Origin of the sequence: Streptomyces sp. NPDC001750, assembly GCF_042892615.1 — a bacterium.
GTDB lineage: Bacteria > Actinomycetota > Actinomycetes > Streptomycetales > Streptomycetaceae > Streptomyces.
This window is the reverse complement of the sequence record NZ_JBIAUE010000001.1, coordinates 436,111-450,690: the sequence shown is the minus strand read 5'-3', so window position 1 is coordinate 450,690 and position 14,580 is coordinate 436,111. Positions and strand designations below refer to the sequence as shown.

Below are 14,580 nucleotides of genomic sequence, written 5' to 3'. Positions count from 1 at the left end.
GGTCCGCCGAGGTGCGGGCGGCCGGGCGCCGCGACAGGCTCTCAGCCGCCGGTCGGGCGGGCCCTGCGGCCCGCCCGGCGGCGGTGGGCCGCCCACAGGGCCTTCTGGACCAGCAGCGTCAGGGTTCCCGCGACCACGATCCCGCCGAGGTTCGCCAGCAGCTGGGCCGCCGAGCCCCACATCTGCGCGTAGTCGCCGTAGCTGAACGCCGCCGCCGCGTTGGCGGCGGCCGGTACCGTCGTCACGGAGATGGCGACCCCGATCAGCGCCCCGGACTTCGCCGACGTGAGCGAGAGCGTCCCGGCGATCCCGGCCAGGAACGCCACCACGAACGACAACGGGTCCGGCTTCCAGATGAACGAGGTGTTGGGCCGGTCCGCCTCGATCATCGCGTAGGAGAACAGCCCGAGGGCGTCCATCAACCAGACGAACCCGGCGGTCAGCACCATCGCGACGGCGAAGCCGCCGATCAGCGCATACAGCGAGCGCAGCGCGAGCCGCGGGGCGCGCTGCACCATGGCCGTCGAGATCCCGGCCAGCGGCCCGAACTCCGGGCCGACCGCCATCGCGCCCACGATCAGGATCGCGTTGTCGAGCATCACACCGCAGGCCGCGAGCATCGTCGCGACCGCGAGGAACGCCACGTACGTCACGCTGAACGTGGACTCCTCGTGGGTCGCCTCCGTCAGCTCCTCCCACAGCACCGCGTCCGCGCCCTCGCCCGGTGCTTCCCGCTCCGCCCGGTCGGCGTGCGCGGAGAGCGTGAGGTCGAGGTTCTCCAGGCTGATCGACCCCTGCTCGTCGATCCCGAGCCCGCGCAGCGCGCCGATCAGGTCGTCGCCCGCCTCGCGCGCGACGTCGCACAGCACCATGTCACCGGCCGGGTCGCGGGCCACCCCGGGCATCACCACCAGGTGTGCCGTACCGGCGGTGCCCTCCACCAGGCGCACCACCTCGTCCGTACGGTCGGCCGGGACGATCAGGCGCAGATGCAGCACGCGACGGGCTCCTCGGAACGGAGGGGGGTACGGGACGTACGGTCAGAGCTTGCGCAGCGACAGCCGCCTGACCTTGTGGTCCGGCCCCTTGCGCAGCACCAGGGTGGCACGTCCCCGGGTGGGGGCGACGTTCTCCACGAGATTCGGCCGGTTGATGGTCCGCCACGTCGTCGCCGCGTATGCCATGGCCTCCTCCTCGGAGACCTGGGTGTACCTGCGGAAGTACGAGGACGGGTCCTGGAACGCCGTCTCGCGCAGTTTGCGGAACCGGTCGAGGTACCAGGTCTCGATGTCCTCGGTGCGCGCGTCCACGTACACGCTGAAGTCGAAGTAGTCGGCGAGCCCGACCCTGGTCCGTCCGTCCTTGCCGGGCAGCGCCGGCTGGAGCACGTTCAGCCCCTCCACGATCAGGATGTCGGGGCGGCGCACGGTGAGCCGTTCGCCCGGCACGATGTCGTAGATCAGGTGCGAGTAGACGGGCGCCGTCACCTCGTCCTTGCCCGCCTTGATGTCGGCGACGAACCGGGTCAGTGCCCGGCGGTCGTACGACTCGGGGAACCCCTTGCGCGACACCAGCCCGCGCGCCTTCAACTCCTTCATCGGCAGCAGGAAGCCGTCCGTGGTGACCAGTTCCACCCGGGGGTGCTCGGGCCAGCGGGCCAGCAGCGCCTGGAGGATGCGGGCGGTGGTGGACTTGCCGACCGCGACACTGCCCGCGACGCCTATGACGAACGGGGTGCCCCGCTGCTCGCCGTGGCCGCCCACCGCCTCCCCGAGGAAGGTGTTCAGGGCGCCGCGCAGACCGGAGGTGGCCTGGACGTAGAGGTTGAGCAGCCGGGAGAGCGGCAGGTAGACGTCCCGGACCTCGTCGAGGTCGATGACGTCGCCGAGCCCGCGCAACCGTTCCACCTCGTCGGCGGTCAGCGGCAGCGGGGTCTTGTCGCGCAGGGCGCTCCATTCGGCGCGCGACAGGTCGACGTACGGCGTCGACGCGTGCTCGGCGCGTCGCTGGGTGCTCCGTGGCGGCGAGGTGATCACGTCTTCATTGTCGCGGGAGTTCGAACGGAGCGGGGGGTGCGCTCGGTCACGTGGGGTGCACGTCGCCGGCCGCGCGGGCGGGCCCCAGGGGGAGGCGGGCGTCCAGGGTGTGGTGGCCGGGGCGGTCGGTGCCGCAGGTGAGCCGGCCGCCGACCGCGGCGACCCGCTCGGCGAGGCTGCGCAGACCGATGCCGGGGGAGGGGGCGGTGGCGTCCGGGCTCGGTACGCCGTCGTTGGTGACGGTCAGCCGGACCGACTCCGGGCCCACCCGGACCAGCAGCGCGCACGACCGGGCGTCGCTGTGCCGGAGGACGTTGGCCGTCGCCTCGCGCACCACCGTGGCAAGGACGGTCTGGAGCGGTGCGGGGAGCGCCGTGCGCGGGAGGGCGACCTCGGTACGGACACCCGCGGACTCCAGCAGGGTCCGGGCGGTCTCGGTCTCCGTCTCCAGGGACAGGCAGTGGTAGCCGTGGGCGACCGTGCGCACGTCGTCGAGGATCTGGCGCATCCCCCGCAGCGCCTCGGCCAGTTGGTCATGGGCGGTCTCCGGCCTGCCGTCCAGCAGTCGGTCCGCCAGCTCGCACTGGAGGATGACCGCCGACATCCGCGGGCCGACCAGGTCGTGCAGATCGCGCGCGAAGCGCACCCGTTCGCCCACGACGATCCGGCGCCGCTCGGTGGCGGAGAGACCGGCGGGTGCTCCCGCGGCGGCTTCGGTGGAAGGGCCGGAAGCGGGGAGGGCGGAACCCGCGAGGGCGGGCGCGGGCGGTGTGGTCAGCGGCTGTGGCACGGCATCCCCGCTCTGCTGTCGTCGACTGCTCCTGCTGCGGGGGAGTTTCGCCGGGGCCGCTATCACTGCACTATACGAGCCGGGCGGACGTGCTCCGTTCCCTGGTACACAGAACGGCGGACCGCCGCGGTACCGAGGGGGAGACAGGGGGACGCATGCAGCGGATCGTGCTGGCCGAGGACATGCACGTGGTACGGGTGGCGCTGGCCGCGCTGCTCGACCTGGAGCCGGACCTGGAGGTGGTGGCCCAGGTCGGCCGGGGTGACGAGGTGGTGCCCGCGGTGATCCGTACGGGCGCCGACACCGCGCTGCTCGACATCGGGATGCCGGGCATGGACGGGATCGCCGCCGCGGCCAGGCTCCGGGAGGCGGTGCCGGAGTGCCGGACGCTGATTCTGACCGGGATGCCGCAGCCCGGCCGGCTGTGGCGGGCCCTGGAGGCCCAGGTCGGCGGATTCCTGCCGAAGGACTCCTCGCCCGACCAACTGATCGACGCGGTCCGCAAGGTCGGGGCCGGACGGCGCATCATCGACCCCGAACTGGCCATGGCCGCCTGGGAGATCGGGGACAACCCGCTCACCCCGAGGGAGATCGAGGTGCTCGGCCGGGTCGCCGGGGGCGCGGAGGCCGCGCAGATCGCGACGGCCACGAACCTGTCGGTGGGCACGGTGCGCAACTACCTCACGACCATCGTGAACAAGCTCGGCGCGCGCAACCGCGTCGACGCCCTGCGGATCGCCCGCGAGAACGGCTGGCTGACGTGAACGTGGACCGGGCGCGGGATCGGCCGGCCGGCACCGGTCCCGTTCACGAGCACCGTGTCCCGCTGGCGGGACCTTCCCGCGGGGCTTACGACCTCGCCCGCGATGGGCAGTGGGAGAAGGAGCGGTGTCCGGGGCCTTCGTATCCGAGGCGGAGGAGGGAGTCGGATGGGGTCTCCCCTGCTCGAAAGCAGCTGAGAGCTCGGGGAAGGAGCGTCGGCAACTGACGACAACGCCGGAGGCGGAGGCCCCGGACGCTGCGACGCCGCTGACCATCGCGGGCGAGGTCGTTATAGGGCCTTCATCGGGGATCACGCTGTACTGCCACCATGCCAACGACACGACGCGCGCGGGTGCGGGCGGGGGCCGCCGCGGGTGCGCCCGGCGGCGGTCTGCACGCACAGGACCGGTCCGCCGCGCACTGGGCGCTCGACTACGCCCGGCGGCTCGCCGACCGGTACCCCGCGCACCACCGCATCCTGATCCAGACCAGCATGTCCCCGACCGGCTACTTCCACATCGGGAACTTCCGGGACACGGTCTGCGCGCATCTGGTGCACCGGGCGCTGACCGGGATGGGCCGCCGGTCGGCGATCCTGCTGAGCTTCGACGACTACGACCCGGTGCGCGAGAGCCAGGCCGCCCGCGACCCGGAACTCGCCGGGTACGGGGGACGGCCGCTGGCCGCGCACCGGGAGCGGGCCACCCGGATCTGCCGCGCGTACCTCGCGGAACTGAGGGCCGTGGGCATCCTTCCGGCCGACGCCGACGAGGACGGCCGGACGCCGCCGGGCTCCGCGTGGGAGACCCACTACCAGTTCGAGCGCTACCGCGCGGGCGAGTACCGCGAGCGGCAGCGGCGGCTCCAGCGCGACGCGGGGCGGCTGGCCGACCTGCTCGGCAAGGACGACGGGCGCGACCTGTTCGCCGTGTACTGCCTCCAGTGCGGCCGCAACGACACCGAGATCCACGAACTGGGCGCGGCGGCGGCCCGGTACCGCTGTCTGTCGTGCGGCGCCGAACTCACCGCGCGCGACCCCGCCGTCGTCAAGCCGTCCTGGGCGCTGGACTGGGCCCTGCGGGTCGCCCACGAACACATCGACTGCGAGCCCGCGGGACAGGACCACTGCAGCGCGGGCAGCACGATGGACCGCACCCGCCCTGTGTACGACCGCTATCTGCGCCGCCCGCAGCCGGTCATCGTGCCGTACGGTCTGGTGCGCGGCGAGCGGGGCGGCGGCAAGGTGTCCGGCTCGCGCGGCGGCGGCCCGTACGTCCGGGACCTGCTGACGGTGTACCCGCCGGTCCTGGTGCTGTGGCTGTACGCCCGCGGCAACTGCCTGTCCGACTTCCGGCTCGGCTTCGGCCCCGGCGCGTTCTTCGGCGCGTACGACGCCTTCGACCGGTTCGTGCGCGCGGCGGAGCACCGGGAACGGGCCCGTGTGCTCTGGGAGTTGCTCGGCGACGAGGCCCGGGCCGGACGCGCCGCGCTGCCCCGCATGCGCTCGGTGGTCGGCGCGCTCTACTCCCACGGCGGCCGGACCGCCCCGGCCCTGCGCCACCTGGAACGCCGCCACCCGGAGGCGGCGGGCGAGCTGCTGGCCGAACGGGTACGGCACGCGCGCAACTGGCTGAGCACGCACGGACACCGGCGCTACTGGGGCGCGCCCGACGCCGCCGGGGGACGGGGACGTACGGACACCGCCGGAGCCGCGGAAACCGCCCGCGCGGGACCCGCCGTCGCTACGCTCATCGACGGGCTGCGCACGCACGACGGCCCCGGCGCGCCCCGTGCCGCCCGCACCCGGGAGGACTTCCGGGAGATCTACGGGGCGCTGTTCGGCACGGCGCACGGGCCGCGGCTCGACACCCTCGCCGACGCCCTGGGCCCCACCGTGCTCGCCGACGCCCTGGCCGCCTACCGCGACCACGGACGGCGCCCCCTGCTGGGGAAGCCGTCCGCCCGCCCCGAACCCGTGCTCCAGGAGGCCGTACCGCATGCGGGCTGAGATCTTCACCCCCGGCGAGGAACCCGCCCCCGACGGCTGGGACGCCTTCGTCCGCGCCCGGAAGGGCTGCGCCCTGTGGGAGGAGTCCCTGCTGGAGGCCGCCGCGTGGGGCAGCCCGCGACCGCTGCGCGCGGGCCTGGTCCGCGACGCGGGCGAACCGGTGGCCGCGTTCTGCGGGCTCCTCGGACTGCTGCCCCCGACCCGACGGTTCGCCGTGCCCGGCAGGCCCCGCCTGCCGGCCTGGTTCCAGACGCATCTGCCGAACAGCTTCAGCCGGGGCCGGATGTACGCCGCGGAACTCGGCCCCGCCGCCCGCACCGCCGCGCTGCGCACCTTCGAACGCGCGCTGCGCCGACGGCTGGGCGCCCGCTGCCTGGGCGTCCTGCACCTGGACGTGGAGCGCGACGAACTCGCCGAGATTCCCGGCACGTTCACGGTGCGCCGGGCGACCGCGCCCTGCTCGGTGCTGCACAACCGCTGGGACTCGATGGACGCCTACTTCGCCGGGCTGCCGCGCACCCGGCGGCGCAGGCTGGCCGCCCTGTACGAACGGATCGGCGGCGACCCCGGACTGACGACCGGACGGGTGACGGCCGTCGACCCGGTGCGGGCCAGCCGTCTCGACCAGCTGACCCGGATGAAGCACACCCGCCGCCCCGGCGCGACCGCGCCCCTGCTGCCCGTCTACTTCGAGCGGCTCAACTCGCACCCCGGGGCCGCCTACTTCGCCCACCGGGAGCGCGCGTCGGGCCGGCTGCTCTCCCTCGACCTGGTGCTGGACGTGCCGGCCGGCTGGGCCACCACCGTGACCGGTTCGGACGGGACCCGCGACCTGTACCTGGACCTGTACCTGCGCGAGATCGACCGGATGATCGGCGCCGGGGTGCCCGCGGTGGAACTGGGGCCCGGCATGCGCGAACTCAAGGAGTCCTTCGGCGCCGTCGCCGTCCCGCGGAACGCGGTCGCCGTCCCGTTCTGAACCCGGAGAACTCGCCTTGAGGGGGAACCGGTTCATGACGCGGCCGCCCCCGGAACGAACCCGAACACGGCACATCGCCGAGAGAGCCGAGAGAGAAGAGAACCGCATGGAGTTCACCGCCGCCCTCGACCGCCACCTGGCCGCCATCGGCGCCCGCGACCTGGACACGTACATGGACACGGTCCACGACGAGGCGACGTACATCCTGCCCAACGGGAAGACCGTGACCGGCGCCGAGGACGTCCGGGCCTTCCACCAGGGCTGGTTCCAGGACCCCGACTGGACGATGGAGACGGAGGTGACCAGCACCCGGGTGCACCAGGACACCGCCGTCGCCGTGCTCCGCGTCGACTACCGCGACCTCGACCCGGAGGGCAAGCCCTACCGGCTGAACTACCTGCTCAGCCTGGTCTTCGCCCGCTCGGACGGCCGCTGGCTGCTCGTCCACGACCAGAACACCCACTGCTGACATGGCCGGAGGATCCCAGCCCGCGCGTCCGCCGCGCACGCGTCCCCGGCACGCGTATCCGCGTCCCACCTACGCGCGGACCGTGCGGCGCGCCCTGCGCACGGTCCCGCACTACCGGGAGCGGTACGCCGCCACCGGTGCGCTGCCGCCGCTGACCCGCGCGGAGGCGGACGAGCGGCGCCACCTGCTGATGCCGCTGGGCGAGGCGCCGCCCGCCCGCCGCGATCCCGGCCTGCCGGTGGCCGAGCGCACCGCCGAACTGTACGAGGCGCTGCGGCTGGCCGGTCACCGCACCAGGGGCCTGGACGTGTACGAGGCGGCGCGGTCGCTGCGCGACCCGGTGCGGGCCCACGGCTCCACCTGGCGGGTCCTGCTCGACTCCACCGCGCACACCGACCCGTACGCGGAGCCGGGCATCCGGCCCGGCGCGCTGCCCGAGGGCCCCGCCCTGGTGGTCGGGGACCCCGGGACGCCGGGCGGCCGGGACCTGGTGCGGGTGGCGCGGACGAGTCTGGCCGAGGCGGCGGGCTCCCGGCCGCCTCGCGGCTCGCTCTGGTACGAGCCGTGGCTCGGCCACCTCGGCGCGGTGCCCCCCTCCTGCGGGGAACTGCACCTCAACACCGGGCGGGTGCACGCGCGGCTGCTCGGCGACACGACCGTGCTGACCCTGCTGCGCAGACGCCGCCCCACGTTGGTGCACGTGTGCCCGGAGGCGGCGGAACGGTTCCGGCCGGAGCGCTGTCCCGTGCACGGCACCCCGATCGTGCGGAGAACGCCATGACCCCTGGTCTCTCGCCCGTCATGAAGCTCGGTCCCGTGCTGCGCAACCTCGTGCGGACCGTGCGCCTGGACCGGGCCGGGCCGGAGCGGCTGGCCGAGGAGCAGCGGCGGCTGCTGGTCCACCTGGTGCGGCACGCGCGGGCGCGGGTGCCGCGCTACCGCGAGCTGATCGACCCGGCGACGGCCGCCGCGTTCCGGGGCCCGGAGGACCTGCCTTCCCTGCCGGTCCTGGACCGTACGGACCTCCACGCCGGTCCGGCCGAGGAACTGCTCGCGGCCGGGTTCACCGTCGCCTCCACCAAGCCGGGCACCACCAGTGGCTCGTCCGGCATCCCCATCACCATCCGCAACTCCGAGCGGGACCTGGGGTATCTGCGGGCCTCGTACCTGTACGACATGCTGGCGTCCGGGCTGCGGCCGTGGGACCGGATGGCGTACTTCCGGGTCAGTCCGTTCCTGCGGCACCCGCTGGAGCGGTTCGGGGTGCTGCGCACGTTCCACATCGACACCAGCGCCACCCTGGACGAGCAGGTGGAGGCGTTCCTGGCGGCCCGGCCGACGTTCCTGGTCGGCTTCCCCCACGTGATCGCCTCGATCGTGGACGAGCTGGAGCGGCGCGGGGTGCGGTACACCGGCGCGCGCCGGGTGCTGTTCGGCGGTGAGCGGCTGACGCCGACCGCGCGGGCCCGGGTGCTGGGGCATCTGGGGGCGCGCTGCGACGAGGTGTACGCCTCGGTGGAGGTGTTCACGGTGGCCCGTACCTGCCGGCGCGGCGCGCTGCACCTGCGGAGCGCGGACGTGGTGGTCGAGGTGGAGCGGGACGACGGTTCGACGGTCCTGGCCGACGGCAGCCGGGTGGTGGAGGGCGAGATCCTGGTGACCCGGCTGCACAGCGAGGCGATGCCGCTGATCCGCTACCGGCTCGGCGACCGGGTGACGATCGGTCCGGCCGGCTGCGGCTGCGGGCGGGCGACCCCGGTGGTGCTGCGGGTGCAGGGGCGCAGCGAGGACCGTTTCCGGGGTGCGGACGGGCGGGAGTTCTACGCCGACTTCCTCACGTTCAAGGTGCAGGGCTTCCCGGAGGTGGCCCGGATGCAGCTGGTCCAGCGGCGGCCCGCCCAGGTCACCGTCTCGGTGGTGCTGTCGCCGGGCGCGGAGGCGTCGGTGGTCGACCGGATCGCGGAGTCGGTGCGGGAGGCGGTGCCGGAGTTCGACGTGACGGTCGAGCGGGTGGCGTTCATCGCGCCGGAGCGCAACGGGAAGATCAAGATCGTGAAGGTGGTGAGGGAGACGGAGGCGCAGGCGTAGGCGTAGGAAGACGGCCGTGTCCGGTACGGTTCCCCCGTACCGGACACGGCCGTCGTCGCGTCCGCGCCCGCCCCCTCAGGTCGTTCGGCTCAGATCGAGCGCCGCGCCTCCAGGGCGGCCCGCCAGGACGGCGGGAGGTTGCGGACGACCTCGATGCCGGAGAAGACGGACGGCTCCTGCGGGCCGACCTCCTTCACCCAGCGGGCCATGCGGCCGATGCCGTCCTCCAGCTCGACCGGGGCCTCGGGGGCGCCGAACACCTTGTGGGCCTTCTCGTGGGTGGCGTAGGCGTCGCGCACCTCGTCGCGCTCGGGAAGGTGGTTGACGCGCAGCTCCACGTCCATCGCCTCGCAGACCGCCGCCGCGATCCGGTTGACGGTGTAGACCCGGTCGCCGCCGACGTTGAAGATCTCGTTGTACGCCTCGGGGACGTGGACCGAGCGGGCGATGGCCGGAGCCACGTCCTTGATGTAGCTGAACGCGCGGGTCTGCTCCCCGTCGCCGAAGACGGTGAACTCCTCGCCGCGCAGCGCCTGGTTCATGAAGATGCCGATGACGTTGCGGTACCGGTCGCCGATGTTCTGGTACTCGCCGTAGACGTTGTGCGGCCGGAAGATGATGTACGGCAGGCCGAACATCCGGTGGGTGACGTGGAGTTCCTGCTCGACGGAGAACTTCGCGATGCCGTACGGGTCCTCGGGCGCCGGTACGAGGTCCTCGCGCATCGGGAGCTGTCCCGCGCCGTAGACGGCGATGGACGAGGTGAACACGAAGCACTTGACCGAGCCCGCGTTGACGGCGGCGTTGATCAGGTTGACGCTGCCGACCACGTTGTTCATGTAGTTGAAGCGCTTGATGAAGTGGCTCAGCCCCTCGGCGGCGTACGCGGCGAGGTGGAAGACGTAGTCGACGCGGTGCGCGGCGAACACGGCGTCGACCACCTCGGGGTCGCAGACGCTGCCGTGCCGGAACTCGGCGCCCGCCGGGACGTTGCCGCGGGCGCCGCCGCTGAGGTCGTCGAGGACGATCACCCGGTGGCCCGCGGCGAGGAGTTCGCGCGCCACGTGGGAGCCGATGAAGCCGGCGCCGCCGGTGACGAGGGAGACGGGGGCGGTGTCCTGGCCGGTGGTGGTGCCGGTGTTCATACTGGTTCCTTCTCTCTGGGGACGGGGTCGGAGTGCGGGGGAGTGCCGGTCGCGGACCGGCTGCCGAGGCCCAGCAGACCGAGTGCGGGGCCGGTCATCACCGTGGTGAGCACGGCCATGACGACCAGGACGGTGAACGCGTTCTGATTGATGAGTCCGGCGTCGAGCCCGGCCCTCAGCACGACGATCTCGGTGACGCCGCGGGCGTTGAGCAGCACACCGAGCCCGAGCGAGTACCGCCAGGACAGCCCCGCGGTACGGGCGGTGACGGCGGTTCCGACGAGCTTGCCGACCACCGCGGTGACGACCGCGACCGCCGCGGCCAGCAGCAGCCCGGCGTGCCCGGTGACCTGGGTGAGGTCGACGGTCATGCCGACGGACAGGAAGAACAGGGGCAGCAGCAGTCGGCGGTTGAGGGCGTCGACCCGGACCTGCACGGCGGTCAGGCCGCTGCCCGCGCGGTGCGGCAGCAGCAGGCCGGCGAGGAACGCGCCGAAGATGGAGTGGACGCCGATCAGGTCGGTGAGCCGGGCCAGCGAGAACACGAGCAGCAGCAGGAAGACCAGCCGGGCGGCGGCGGGCAGCCCGGCCCGGTCGGCCCACCGCTCGGCGGCCCGGACCAGGGGACGGCCCAGCAGCAGCACCACGGCCGCGACCGCGGCGGCCAGCAGCACCGTGCCGCCGGCTCCCCAGACGCTGCCCGCCCCGGCCACGGCCATGGCGGTGGCCAGCGCGCCCCAGGCGATGACGTCGCAGGCCGCCGCGCAGGTCATCGCCATCGTGCCGAGCGGGTGCCGGGACAGGCCCGACTCCTGGACGATCCGGGCCAGCACCGGGAACGCGGTGATGCTCATCGCCGTGCCGAGGAAGATCGCGAAGGGCAGGAAGCCCACGCGCCCGGCGGCGAACTCGTGGTACACGAGCCCGGACGACAGCACGCCGAGCACGAACGGGATGATCATGCTGCCCTGGCTGACCGCGCCCACCACCCGTCCGCTGCGGCGGAGCTGGGAGGGGTCGAACTCGGAGCCCACGGAGAACATGAAGAGGACGAGGCCGACCTGGGCGAGCAGCCCGAGGACCGGCTGGGCGGCGTCGGGAAAGAACAGTTCCTTCGAGACCGGGAGGAACGCCCCCAGGCAGGAGGGGCCGAGCAGCAGACCGGCCGCGATCTCGCCGACGACCGGCGGCTGGCCGAGCCTGCGGGCGAGCGCGCCGCCCGCCGCGGCGACGGCGGCGACCGCGGCCAGCGCGCCCACGATGCGCAGCAGCGTCTCGCTGGCCTGGGTGGCCTCGGCGGGGGGCGTCGCGGTGCTGCCCGAGGGAAGGTCGTCGGGCACGCCGAGACCGAGGCCGAGTACGGCGAAGAGCGCGCCCAGGGCGAGGACGGAGATCAGCAGGGGGTAGACGATGCCGCGCCAGGCCGGGCGGCCGCCCGCCGCGTCGGTGTCCGCCGGGATGCCGCCGTCGGGTTCTTCCTCGGCGGGGCTGCGGGTGGTCCGAGGACGATTCATCGGGTGAGCTCCTCAGGTGGTCGGGTCCGCGCGCGGGGCACGGTGGTCACGGTGCGGTGGTGACGGTGCGGTGGTGACGGGTGCGGTCACGGGGCCGGTGCGGCGGCGGGCCTCGGGGCGGTCCGCAACAGGAGCCGGGCGGCCAGGACGTGGGCGATCTCCCCGGCCACGAGCGCGGTGACCGCCCCGAGCGCGCCGAGCGCGGGCACCAGCACCAGGCCGAGCAGGACCGCGCAGACCAGCCCGGCCACCGAACCGGCGGCGGTGACCCGCAGGGTGCGCGTGGTGGCGTTCTCCAGCAGGTAGTTGAGGCTGCCGACCGCGAAGAACAGCGGTACGCACAGGACGTACAGGAGCAGTACGGCGACCGGGGGCGACACCAGGCCGCTCTGTTCGGCGTGCCGGGTGAGCAGCAGCGCGGCGGGGGTCCACAGGATCCCGGCCACCGCGACCTGCGGCAGTCGCCGGACGACCCGGCGGTCCAGCCGGGTGTCCGTCACGCCGCGCAGGGTCAGCGACACATGGGGCTGGAACAGCCGCAGCAGGTAGCCGAAGCCGTTCAGCAGCACGGACGAGGCGAGCACCATCAGATAGAGGTGGCCGCTCTGTTCGTGGTGGCCGGAGGCGCCGAGCAGGGCGAAGAGCAGGCTGAGCGTGCCGGAGGCCGCCACGTCCCCGGACGCCATGAGCAGGGAGGTGCCGACCGCGGGCGCGACCAGCCGGCGGCGCACCGGCCGGGCGGCGGCCCGGTACAGCGCGGGCAGATGGGCCAGGTCGAGCAGGGCGGTCCCGCCGAGGATCCAGCCGATGAAGGCCACCGGCCCCCAGTCGAGCAGGGTCGTGAGGGCGGTTCCGGCGACGATGATCAGTGACAGGGCCGCGAAGTTGGCGATGTCGGCCCGGTTGCGGCCGAGCGCCCGGCACAGCCCGACGAGGACCGTGTTCAGGCCGAGGAGGGCGGCGTACAGTCCGGCGAGCAGCGCCGCCATCCGGTGGTCGCCGGACGGGACGAGCACCACCGCGCAGCCCAGCCACAGCACGACGGCACCGGTGAGGGCCAGGGCGCAGGCCAGGAAGACGGTGATCAGCCGGCCGCCGGTGCGGCGGGCCCGCGGCACCAGCTTCAGGGCGGACTTCTCGATGCCGAGCGAGGTGATGGTGGTGAGGACCTGGGCGGTACCCATGGCGCCGGCGTAGTGGGCGTACGGCCCCTGGCCCCAGCTGGCGAGGAGGGCGGCGTTCGCCCCGACCAGGGCGAGCCGGAAGGCGGCGCGTCCGGCGAGCAGCGAGGTCAGCAGGCCGACGGTGGGCCGCCGCGAGGCGGCCGTTCCGCCCGTCCCCGGATCCCGGTCCCGGTCCCGGTCCGGCGGGGTGGTCCCGGCCGTCTTCCGGTCCTTCGGGGTGGACCCGTTCGTCCCCCGGTCCGGTGCGGGGGCCGGGGCGGCGGCCGTCATGGTGTGTCGGCCGGCACCGGCCGGGGTGCCACCGCCTCGGAGGTGACGAAGCGGCCCTTGCCGCCCGCCGTGATCTCGATCCGGTCGGCCCGGACGACCCGCAGCGGGAACACGCACTCGGCCACGGTGTGCAGCCGCTCGGTCACCCCCGCGCACAGTGCGTCCCAGGCGTCGTCGTCCATGGCCTCGGCCGGGACGACGTCGAGCCGCACCGCGCCCTCGCGGTCCTGGTGGACGGCGCACTCGGCGATGCCCGGGAAGGTCGCCGCCAGGTGCAGGAAGGTGTCCGGGTACAGCTGGCGGCCGGTGGGCAGCAGGACCGAGTCGTTGACCCGGCCGGCGGTCAGGCGCAGGGTGCGAAAGCGCCGCCCGCACGGGCAGGGCCGCGTCTCGATCCGGCCGACGTCGCCGAGGTCGTAGCGGATCAGCGGCATCGCGCGTTCCATGAACGCGGTCACCACGACCCGGCCCTCGGCGCCGTCGGGCAGCGGCCGGTCCTCCTCGTCCAGGATCTCCACCAGGAGGCGGTCCTCCGCGAGGTGGGCCCGGCCGTACCGGCAGTCGTATGCGACGTTGAGGACCTCGAACGCCGAGTACTCGTCGCGCACCGGCACCCCGAACTCCTTCTCGAACAGGGCCCGGTGGGCGTCGACGAGAAGTTCGGACTCGGTCATGACAAGACGCAGGGTGCTGCGCAGGGCGGCCAGTTCGGCCGGTGTCAGGGCCCGGAGCAGGGCCCGCAGGTGCACCGGGTACCCGATGACGACCTGGGGCCGTTCGGCGAGGAGTTCGGCCTTGATCTCCTCCATGGGCCGGTCGGTGAGCAGGACGTGGCGGCGGAACAGCTTGGCCTTCTCGAAGCCGCGCGAGGGCGGTGCGAAGGGCCGGATGTGCGAGAGCCGGTCGGTCGGCAGGTACCGGCGGGTCGCCAGGAACCGGCGTACGCACGCGGCCATGTGGTAGTCGTGGCTGCGCTGGTCGTGCACCACGGTCACCCGGCGGCCGGTGGATCCGCTGGTCCGGAAGGTCGGCAGGGTGCCGGGGGTCACGCCGTCGGCGAGGAAGTCCTCCAGGGGCCTGGCGCGCAGGACCTCCTTGTTCAGGACCGGGAGCCGGGCCGCCTCGGCGAGGGTGCGCAGCGGCCCGGTGCGGTAGGCCGGGTCGTCGCGGTAGTACGGCACCCGGGCGCGGGCGTGCGCCAGCATCCGGTTGAGCTGGCTCAGCTGGCGTCGGCGCAGCGAGCCCCGGGTGCCGTACTGGCGGGCGTACGTGACAGGCACGTACACGGCCTCTCGGAGGAACATCGTCGTCGTCTCCTCGTCGTCTCCTCGGCGC

General features: G+C 73.7%; 13 protein-coding genes. 6 read left to right on the top strand and 7 right to left on the bottom strand.

Annotation, left to right across the window (positions count from 1 at the left end; all coding sequences use genetic code 11):
* Positions 1–41 precede the first annotated feature (41 nt).
* From ACFYY6_RS01970 to ACFYY6_RS01960, 3 genes are read right to left on the bottom strand one after another with little or no spacing between them, the layout of a single operon-like run.
* Positions 42–998 carry a DUF389 domain-containing protein gene (locus tag ACFYY6_RS01970; protein WP_351524416.1) on the bottom strand — a complete coding sequence of 319 codons (957 nt, stop codon included), beginning with the start codon at positions 996–998 and terminating at the stop codon, positions 42–44.
* A gap of 42 nt (positions 999–1,040) precedes the next feature.
* A complete protein-coding gene (gene coaA, locus ACFYY6_RS01965; protein WP_360117672.1) occupies positions 1,041–2,036 on the bottom strand; it encodes a type I pantothenate kinase in 996 nt (331 codons plus the stop codon).
* 46 nt (positions 2,037–2,082) lie between these two features.
* Positions 2,083–2,826: a histidine kinase gene (locus ACFYY6_RS01960; RefSeq protein ID WP_351524414.1), complete on the bottom strand. Its 744-nt coding sequence runs from the start codon at positions 2,824–2,826 to the stop codon at positions 2,083–2,085.
* Positions 2,827–2,981: 155 nt separating this feature from the next.
* On the opposite strand from ACFYY6_RS01960, the gene ACFYY6_RS01955 reads away from it, so the two are divergent.
* The 6 genes from ACFYY6_RS01955 (at position 2,982) to ACFYY6_RS01930 (ending at position 9,132) form a co-directional block, all read left to right on the top strand.
* Complete coding sequence (locus ACFYY6_RS01955; protein WP_351524413.1) at positions 2,982–3,590, top strand: response regulator transcription factor; 609 nt, start codon at positions 2,982–2,984, stop codon at positions 3,588–3,590.
* Positions 3,591–3,916: 326 nt separating this feature from the next.
* A complete protein-coding gene (locus ACFYY6_RS01950; protein ID WP_389191269.1) occupies positions 3,917–5,596 on the top strand; it encodes a lysine--tRNA ligase in 1,680 nt (559 codons plus the stop codon).
* A complete protein-coding gene (locus tag ACFYY6_RS01945) occupies positions 5,586–6,575 on the top strand; it encodes a hypothetical protein (protein WP_351629502.1) in 990 nt (329 codons plus the stop codon). Before ACFYY6_RS01950 ends, ACFYY6_RS01945 begins: the two co-directional genes overlap by 11 nt.
* A 106-nt stretch (positions 6,576–6,681) precedes the next feature.
* Entirely contained in the window at positions 6,682–7,044 is a 363-nt protein-coding gene (locus ACFYY6_RS01940; RefSeq protein WP_351524410.1) for a nuclear transport factor 2 family protein, read from the top strand.
* 1 nt (position 7,045) lies between these two features.
* Positions 7,046–7,825 carry a hypothetical protein gene (locus ACFYY6_RS01935; protein ID WP_389191266.1) on the top strand — a complete coding sequence of 260 codons (780 nt, stop codon included), beginning with the start codon at positions 7,046–7,048 and terminating at the stop codon, positions 7,823–7,825.
* Entirely contained in the window at positions 7,822–9,132 is a 1,311-nt protein-coding gene (locus tag ACFYY6_RS01930) for a phenylacetate--CoA ligase family protein (protein WP_351629498.1), read from the top strand. Before ACFYY6_RS01935 ends, ACFYY6_RS01930 begins: the two co-directional genes overlap by 4 nt.
* A gap of 89 nt (positions 9,133–9,221) precedes the next feature.
* Here the strand turns inward: ACFYY6_RS01930 and ACFYY6_RS01925 are convergent, their stop codons facing one another.
* From ACFYY6_RS01925 to ACFYY6_RS01910, 4 genes are all read right to left on the bottom strand, one after another.
* Complete coding sequence (locus ACFYY6_RS01925; protein ID WP_386608697.1) at positions 9,222–10,277, bottom strand: NAD-dependent epimerase/dehydratase family protein; 1,056 nt, start codon at positions 10,275–10,277, stop codon at positions 9,222–9,224.
* Positions 10,274–11,791, bottom strand: coding sequence for a cation:proton antiporter (locus ACFYY6_RS01920; protein ID WP_351519291.1), 1,518 nt, complete (start codon positions 11,789–11,791; stop codon positions 10,274–10,276). Before ACFYY6_RS01920 ends, ACFYY6_RS01925 begins: the two co-directional genes overlap by 4 nt.
* 86 nt (positions 11,792–11,877) lie before the next feature.
* Positions 11,878–13,245, bottom strand: a complete 1,368-nt coding sequence (locus ACFYY6_RS01915; protein WP_389191263.1) for a hypothetical protein — start codon at positions 13,243–13,245, stop codon at positions 11,878–11,880.
* A complete protein-coding gene (locus ACFYY6_RS01910) occupies positions 13,242–14,549 on the bottom strand; it encodes a phenylacetate--CoA ligase family protein (protein WP_351519288.1) in 1,308 nt (435 codons plus the stop codon). The genes ACFYY6_RS01915 and ACFYY6_RS01910 overlap by 4 nt, the downstream gene beginning before the upstream one ends.
* Between the last annotated feature and the right edge of the window lie 31 nt (positions 14,550–14,580).

What these genes read in the sequence shown, in the direction of transcription:
- ACFYY6_RS01915 (WP_389191263.1), bottom strand. Translation starts at nt 13,245, where the DNA reads ATGACGGCCGCCGCCCCGGCCCCCGCACCGGACCGGGGGACGAACGGG.
- ACFYY6_RS01910 (WP_351519288.1), bottom strand. Translation starts at nt 14,549, where the DNA reads ATGTTCCTCCGAGAGGCCGTGTACGTGCCTGTCACGTACGCCCGCCAG.
- ACFYY6_RS01930 (WP_351629498.1), top strand. Translation starts at nt 7,822, where the DNA reads ATGACCCCTGGTCTCTCGCCCGTCATGAAGCTCGGTCCCGTGCTGCGC.
- ACFYY6_RS01925 (WP_386608697.1), bottom strand. Translation starts at nt 10,277, where the DNA reads ATGAACACCGGCACCACCACCGGCCAGGACACCGCCCCCGTCTCCCTC.
- ACFYY6_RS01920 (WP_351519291.1), bottom strand. Translation starts at nt 11,791, where the DNA reads ATGAATCGTCCTCGGACCACCCGCAGCCCCGCCGAGGAAGAACCCGAC.
- ACFYY6_RS01955 (WP_351524413.1), top strand. Translation starts at nt 2,982, where the DNA reads ATGCAGCGGATCGTGCTGGCCGAGGACATGCACGTGGTACGGGTGGCG.
- ACFYY6_RS01935 (WP_389191266.1), top strand. Translation starts at nt 7,046, where the DNA reads ATGGCCGGAGGATCCCAGCCCGCGCGTCCGCCGCGCACGCGTCCCCGG.
- ACFYY6_RS01945 (WP_351629502.1), top strand. Translation starts at nt 5,586, where the DNA reads ATGCGGGCTGAGATCTTCACCCCCGGCGAGGAACCCGCCCCCGACGGC.
- ACFYY6_RS01940 (WP_351524410.1), top strand. Translation starts at nt 6,682, where the DNA reads ATGGAGTTCACCGCCGCCCTCGACCGCCACCTGGCCGCCATCGGCGCC.
- ACFYY6_RS01950 (WP_389191269.1), top strand. Translation starts at nt 3,917, where the DNA reads ATGCCAACGACACGACGCGCGCGGGTGCGGGCGGGGGCCGCCGCGGGT.